The sequence below is a fragment of the Corallococcus sp. RDP092CA genome (genome assembly GCF_041903675.1).
Lineage (GTDB): Bacteria > Myxococcota > Myxococcia > Myxococcales > Myxococcaceae > Corallococcus.
Map to the genome: position 1 here is coordinate 1 of NZ_JAYESI010000168.1, position 255 is coordinate 255.

General features: G+C 71.4%; 1 pseudogene. It reads right to left on the bottom strand.

The window, feature by feature from the left end:
- Positions 1-255 (bottom strand): annotated as a pseudogene (locus tag U8525_RS34640) (ISKra4 family transposase); the annotation flags it as partial.

The following is a 255-nucleotide window of genomic DNA, read 5'->3' on the forward strand; positions in this document are numbered from 1 at the left end:
CGAGGGCCTCGTCGAGCAGCGTGTGCAACTCCGGGGCACCGTCGGTGAGGACTACCACGCGCAAGGAGGGAAGCTGGCCCAGGAGGGCTTCCACGTCGAGGGCCAGCCGCCGGGCCAGCTCCTTGCCACCCCTGGCCGGCATGCGCCCGTAGCGCAGGGTGGAAAGGGCCTCGCCCTTCGCGTCATGGAAGGTCAGACAGGCCACGTAGGCCATGCGCCAGACGACGTCGACGGGCCTCTTCGCGGCGCCGCGTC